Genomic DNA, 6,126 nt, shown 5'->3' with positions numbered 1-6,126 from the left:
GTACCAAATCTTCCTGCATGTCCATCACTGCCTGTTCCAGAATTTTCTCTGGATCTTCGGCTTTGCTCACCATATCATTTACATTCGCCCGCAGCAGTCTGCTCACCCGATCGAATAATCCCATATTACTATCCTCTTGATATTTTTCTGCTCTAGCAGCTCGGTATCTAGTCCGCTGCTGGTGCTAGAGTTTTGACTTGACAATTTAAATACATGACCTAGTAATTATGATAACTTCTGGATCTGACGATCGGGCATGACCATACTAGGAATTAGTCATAAGTGCGCTATTTCCGCGAACTTTCCGATCCTAACGTCCGATGGGCGGGGTAACTCGATAGCCCGATGGTTTGGCAACAGTATAGAAATTAGGTGGTAAGAGCGATCTGACTAGGCTATCGGCAAGTCTGGGCTGAGCGGTAATTGTGGTCGTGGGTAATGTCTGCCTCGTACCGCGCATCCCATTAAAGGGGATGGCTGCTGGTGCTGTCGATGCCGCCGGGGGAGGGACACTCACGGTTGGTGCGGTGGTAATGTTGGTAGCTGTGACTGTGGGCAATTTAATCGTATTGAGAGTACTCAAATTAAGTTCGGTAAATTCACTAGCCGCAAGGTTGGGGCTTTGAATCGTTTGTCCGGAGGTGCTAGGACTGGTGACTTTAGTAGCGGTTAAGGGCGCTAAGATGCCAGGATTGAGATAGGTGTAGACAGCACCACCCGCCAGCGCACAGATGACAGCCATCGAACCGATTTTGAGCGGTGTAAAATGTTTGGTGCGGGGAGCGGGAGCGGGCTGCGGCGGCTCTACAGCGGGATAACCCGATTGAATTTGGCGCAGCAATTCTTGAGAGGAGGATAAATATCTATCGTGGAATTGTGCCATTTCCCTGCCAGATGAGAAGTTGAGATCCAAATTTTCGGCGACCGCTGGTGCGTCCGATCGATGGAGCGCGATCGGGGCACAATTAAGATTGGCGTTCGCATTGCGACTACTCGATGCTGATGTCGTCAGCCCGTCGATAATAATGAATCCACCTTTTGGTGCTGGATTAGCTTCAGCAGGCGGCACGATTTGAGCAGTGAGGATCGCCGCGTCTGCATCAAAATCGGCTCCATGTTGTGCCCAAGTGGTGCTATCACTTGCAGATCGATCGCTTTGGGCGCTATCTTCATCCTGAATCGGTTCGCTATGGCCGATTTCCCGCCCCTGTGTGGCTCTGAATCTCCCTAGTTCGTCTGCCAATTTGATATCTAAGCAACTTAAAGCTTTTTGGAGTGCCGGATTGACATAGTAGGATTCCGGATGCTCGGTGTCGCTGGGTGTGTCTAAAGGCAGGCTGTTGCCATCGCGAACATCAGCGACCGCCGCTTGACCGGATAAGGGCACGTTCGCGCTATCGTCAGATGGATGGTGGTTCATAAACTCACTTTAACCGCAGAGATTTCTAAAGATATGATTTGAGATCGATCGAATTAATTAGTGACTCTATGCTTAGAGTACTCATGATTGCAGTAACACTGAATATCCGGCAATTTGGTTGTCGATGTTGCCACCGTCACACCTAGCAGACAAGCCGTTTGGCGCAATCATCAGTCCAGTTAACTCACTGACTACCTAGTCTCTCCTTCGCATTGCTAAGCTTAGCAGTAGCTTGAGGGGACGAGTGACTGACTTACGGAGATAGTCGATCGTTACCATGTCATTAATATATGTCAAAATTCAGCCAATTGACTAAAAAATAGACATTTGACTAACCTGACTTGAGTAAGTTTGGCGATTAGTAATAATTATAGACATGTCAATAGCACCAATTTCCGCAATTACATTACAGCTTCAAGAGCAGCCAGGATGGGAAGGGGTCAGGGATTGGGGTGCGATCGTCCGGGCATGGCAAGCGAGTGTATCGCCGCTTATCGCAGAACGCACTCAGCCGAGATCTCTAAATCGAGGACTGCTCACCATTGCCACTAATAGCGCCAGCCTCGCCCATCAACTGACCTTTGGGCGGCAGAAACTGTGTCACCAGTTAAACCTACACCTAGACGGCTCGATCCAAGATTTGCGGTTTGTCGCGATCGGGTTTAGCAGCAACACTTCACCCACAGCTACCCAAAGCGAGTCTGTCCCTATAGACTCAGGCGCAGTAGTTATTTGTTCCCAATGTAATACTCGCGCCCGCCAGGGGGAGTTGCTCCGGTGGGGGGTTTGTCAATTTTGTGCGATCGATCTCGGAATTTTGGGTCGCAAGTAAGTATCCGAAAACACATATTTAAATTAATTATTACCTCTATCAAAAGGTAGATAACAGCATTCAACTAATACGTTTAAACCTCTACCGATCGACACAATCTGCAATCTTGCCAAGCTGCCGATGCCCGTTTCTAGCGATCCCTCATAGTTTTAGCTCCATTACCACCCGGATTGACTGTTAATAAAATTATTGCAGGTATGTACTGAATACTTTAATAAATGTGTCTAACTATAAACTGAATCTAAAGACAATCTAAAGTAAAAAAATGCTGGGGATCGCTATAAGCTGGATGGGATCGTCGATCGATGTCACTTTTGCCTGAATCGGGGACAGGCATAATAGTAATGAGGAGAGGATTGAATTAGGTGCTCTCCCAATGGGTAACACTGATGAACGACCAAAATTGTATTACATCTGCCTGTCGCTACTGTCGCTTCTACCGACCAGAGGGAATGCACGGCGGGGCTTGTCAGCAGCTAAATGTATCCGTTCGTAGTGATTGGAAGGCTTGTCAATTAGGTCTACCAGCCTTTTCTAACAACTGGGACGCCGACAGATTGGCGATCGCCAATCGTCAAATGGAGTTACCGCAGGTACTAGAAGGTACTGAGATCGGTGAAATGGTCGCACTAGAATTGAGCGGCACGATCGCTAGTAGCAATAACTAAATCCTCATTAATTAATTTTAGTTACTCAGGCTTGCGATCGCCCCCGACTAACTGCACAATCGATCTTGGTTACATTGTTCACTTCTACATCGATCGCAGTTGGTAATCGCCAATGACAGAACCGATTCTACCGATTGTATTACCACCAGCCACTGACGCTATTAAAGAAGGCGAGTGGCTACAAGCATCGCTAAAAGTCTGGCTCGATCGCGAATTTATTCCCGAGTCGATTAATATCACTATTGCTAAGCGTGCCGCTCAAATCTATATTCGGCAGCGGATGGAAGGTGAAAACGACCTGGGTTGCCTGGTGATGGCGATCGTCACAGAGATGCAGGCCTTCAATTTTCAGGAAAGCTTTTTTGGGGAATTCACCGTCGCCAATGCTGTCAGCGATATTATCTTGGATAGCTTGGGTATCGACAACCGTTGCTGCGGTAATTAATTTTAGGCGTTGCTGGCTTGATGGCTCAAAGGCTAGAGATGGGAGTGGGAATAGGTTGATACCTATTACCCAGTGCCCTTATCCTACCAACTAGATTTAACTACACCGGGTAGCAAACCTTGGTGTGCCCATTCGCGCAAGACGTTACGAGACAGCCCAAAATCACGGTAGTATCCACGCGGACGACCAGTTACCCAACAGCGATTGTGCAACCGAGTGGGTGCGCTGTTGCGGGGTAGTTGTTGAATCTTGCGGTGGATTGCAAATCTCGCTTGGGGGGTAGCCGCAGCGTTAAACTCGGCTAACAGAGCCGATCTCTTGTCTGCATATTTTGCAACTAGTCGCTCGCGTTTCTTTTCCCGCTCGATCGATGATTTCTTCGCCATGTGTATAACTTTCTCTATTTACAAAAAACCCGAGCGATTCTTGTGGATCTACTCAACTAACTTTAGTCGGCAGGCATTACAAGAGTGCCAAACACTATATTATAAAGCACTTGTGGTGAGTTTGTCTATGGCGATCGCCAATTAGGTCGGGAGTTCGTCTGAGTTAGTATTAATACTCCTTTCCAAAATTGAGTTAGATCGCTACAATCGGGAGTAGATAGCGATCGATGAGTCGAAGTTTACCGATCGAACTAAACGATCGACGATCCAGCAGACGCCAGCGGTCGATCTGGCTTGAGAATATTCTCTGATTCGAGCTAAATACTGCGTGCTTTTGCTCGGTTTTGGCAATCCGAGCAAACGAGCGTCATAAATATTTTTTGGGCGATTTTTCGAGCTGAATTCGATCGCTTACTGTGATAAGTTGGGTATGCTAAATCATACCCACAAAATACTGCCTACTGAAACATAGACACACGATGGTACACCCGAACGCTAGCTTGGTGTTCGCACAGACTTCAAATTCTACCTCTGGAGCTATTTTCCAGCATTTCCAGCCAGTGGTAAAGAGCCAATGGATAGATATTTTCAGGTTGCTGGCTTTAGGGTTTCACAGGTACAAATACTCATCCATAGAACGTAGCTACTCTCGATCGAGAATTACTAGAGCGAAGGTCATGACAGGTTGACCAAACCTTTGTCAAAACTACCAAATAAATTTCACTAAAAGTTGAAACTTATTTAGCGCAAATCATTCATATTAACAAGTGAATCATTAGCGAAAGTATCGCGACGGCATAGCTATCTTTTTTCCCGCATTCGCAAAATTCTTGCCCTATTCGCAAGTGTTTTGACTGCGACAATTTCGTTTTGACTAAATTATCCAAATCTTGAATTTTGAATTGGTAGAAAATGCTTACTCTCGCTCCAGAATTTAGCTATCCGACGCTGCTGCACCCCGATCGCCACGTGTGGGATTTTTGGTATCATTTCGACACAGATACGAGCATTTTTCATCTATTTTATCTCAATGCCGATCGCGGGTTGGTCGCTACAGACGCGCACCATATGAGTTCGCAGGTAGGTTATGCTACTACCAAAGATTTTTTGACGATCGATTGGATTAGCGATCGCGTACTGGGTGCAGAGCCTCACGGCTGGGATGATACCTCGATTTGGAGCGGGGATATTATCAAAATTCAAGGTGGTTATTTGATGTTTTATACATCGAGAAACCAAGCGACACACGATGGGATGACGCAAAATGTGGGCGTAGCATTTACCCATCATATTCAAAGTTTCGATCGCTGGTTTCGGATTCCGAGTATTCGGATTCAACCGCAAGCTCCTTACGCGCTTCAGCACGTTCCCGAAGATCTGACAATTCACGCTTGGCGCGATCCTTTTCTGTTTCGCCATGAGGAGCAGATCTATATGTTGCTCTCAGCGAAAGAACCAGATCGACCATTAGGTAAAAAAGGTACGGTAGCGCTGCTCAAAGCTAAACATAATAATTTTGAAGAGTGGGAGTATTTACCCCCGATCTGTCATCCAGGCTTCTATGCGGAGATGGAAGTGCCTCAGTTGTACAAAGCGAGTAATGATGAGTATGCGCTGGTGTATAGCACTTGGGCAAAGTATGATTTTGCGCCGACGACCGCTCACAGCGGTGGTCTTCAGGGCTTTACTTCGTCTTCGATGTTTGATTTTCCCGGGACAAATCCCGAGGTGATTTTACCGGAAACGTCTCAGCTCTATGCTTGCAGAGTTATTCCAGAACTCAATGGCGAGATTGTGGGTTTTGATATCAAGACTGGGGGGATTCGCCGCAGTGGGGTGCAGACGGGATTGCAACATGTCGATCGCGATTTTAGCAGTTACTCGATCGCGATGTAATTAGACTAGTCGGTGCGTTATCCTGCGGAGTAACACACCCTACGACTGGACTAGAATTGTTGCTGGGTATAGGTAAAGGTAGGGGCAATTCATGAATTGCCCCTACCTTGATTTGTCGTGAAGATCGCCAATCCAAATCATCCTTAATAATTGACAAGATTACCCGAACACCTAAAGCCTAAAGTAAAGCCTAATACCTAAAACCTAAAACCTAAAGCCTAAAGCCTAAAACCTACTCCATCTCTGGCGTGTATTTCCCTTGACGAGCGGCGCTGTTGAGTTTCGCGCGATGGAGCAGCATCTGTTGAGCAGTGGGGATATTGGTATCATCGCCGTGCCAATAATCCAAGGTGGGTTGTTGGATGGCGCGGGCGTAGGAGAAAGTTACAGTCCAGGGACACTGGGCTGCATATTTAGCATTAATAAGATTGAGGTGGGCGGTGGCGCGTTCGATGCTCTGTCCGCCCGAGAGAAAGGCA

At 47.0% G+C, this 6,126-nt stretch carries 8 protein-coding genes; 4 read left to right on the top strand and 4 right to left on the bottom strand.

The annotated features are described in order from the left end of the window. On the bottom strand, nucleotides 1-124 hold a 124-nt coding region (locus RMO35_RS14510), incomplete at its 3' end, for a PspA/IM30 family protein (protein WP_309742045.1). Nucleotides 125-310: 186 nt separating this feature from the next. Further along, complete coding sequence (locus RMO35_RS14505) at nucleotides 311-1,420, bottom strand: hypothetical protein (RefSeq protein WP_309742044.1); 1,110 nt, start codon at nucleotides 1,418-1,420, stop codon at nucleotides 311-313. A 376-nt stretch (nucleotides 1,421-1,796) separates the two neighbouring features. Between RMO35_RS14505 and RMO35_RS14500 the strand changes: the two genes are divergently transcribed. From RMO35_RS14500 to RMO35_RS14490, 3 genes are all read left to right on the top strand, one after another. Next, nucleotides 1,797-2,252, top strand: a complete 456-nt coding sequence (locus RMO35_RS14500) for a DUF721 domain-containing protein (RefSeq protein WP_309742043.1) — start codon at nucleotides 1,797-1,799, stop codon at nucleotides 2,250-2,252. Between the two features lie 389 nt (nucleotides 2,253-2,641). Further along, nucleotides 2,642-2,920 (top strand): hypothetical protein, encoded by a 279-nt coding sequence (locus tag RMO35_RS14495; protein ID WP_309742042.1) that lies wholly within the window; start codon nucleotides 2,642-2,644, stop codon nucleotides 2,918-2,920. Nucleotides 2,921-3,032: 112 nt separating this feature from the next. Beyond that, complete coding sequence (locus RMO35_RS14490) at nucleotides 3,033-3,365, top strand: hypothetical protein (RefSeq protein WP_309742041.1); 333 nt, start codon at nucleotides 3,033-3,035, stop codon at nucleotides 3,363-3,365. A gap of 83 nt (nucleotides 3,366-3,448) precedes the next feature. On the opposite strand, the gene rpsN is transcribed toward RMO35_RS14490, so the two are convergent. Then, nucleotides 3,449-3,751 carry a 30S ribosomal protein S14 gene (gene rpsN, locus RMO35_RS14485; protein WP_309742040.1) on the bottom strand — a complete coding sequence of 101 codons (303 nt, stop codon included), beginning with the start codon at nucleotides 3,749-3,751 and terminating at the stop codon, nucleotides 3,449-3,451. A 912-nt stretch (nucleotides 3,752-4,663) separates the two neighbouring features. Between rpsN and RMO35_RS14480 the strand changes: the two genes are divergently transcribed. Continuing rightward, entirely contained in the window at nucleotides 4,664-5,647 is a 984-nt protein-coding gene (locus RMO35_RS14480; RefSeq protein WP_309742038.1) for a beta-fructosidase, read from the top strand. 232 nt (nucleotides 5,648-5,879) lie between these two features. Here the strand turns inward: RMO35_RS14480 and RMO35_RS14475 are convergent. Next, nucleotides 5,880-6,126, bottom strand: a 247-nt coding sequence (locus RMO35_RS14475) for a class I fructose-bisphosphate aldolase (RefSeq protein WP_309742037.1), incomplete at its 5' end; no start/stop codon positions are given.

It is taken from the genome of Chamaesiphon sp. OTE_20_metabat_361, from assembly GCF_031364565.1.
The sequence above is the reverse complement of the archived record's forward strand: the minus strand, read 5'-3'. Positions and strand labels throughout refer to the sequence as shown.

Excerpts from the sequence above, each read along its gene's own strand:
- RMO35_RS14505 (WP_309742044.1), bottom strand. The coding sequence starts at position 1,420 with ATGAACCACCATCCATCTGACGATAGCGCGAACGTGCCCTTATCCGGT.
- RMO35_RS14500 (WP_309742043.1), top strand. The coding sequence starts at position 1,797 with ATGTCAATAGCACCAATTTCCGCAATTACATTACAGCTTCAAGAGCAG.
- RMO35_RS14495 (WP_309742042.1), top strand. The coding sequence starts at position 2,642 with ATGAACGACCAAAATTGTATTACATCTGCCTGTCGCTACTGTCGCTTC.
- RMO35_RS14490 (WP_309742041.1), top strand. The coding sequence starts at position 3,033 with ATGACAGAACCGATTCTACCGATTGTATTACCACCAGCCACTGACGCT.
- rpsN (WP_309742040.1), bottom strand. The coding sequence starts at position 3,751 with ATGGCGAAGAAATCATCGATCGAGCGGGAAAAGAAACGCGAGCGACTA.
- RMO35_RS14480 (WP_309742038.1), top strand. The coding sequence starts at position 4,664 with ATGCTTACTCTCGCTCCAGAATTTAGCTATCCGACGCTGCTGCACCCC.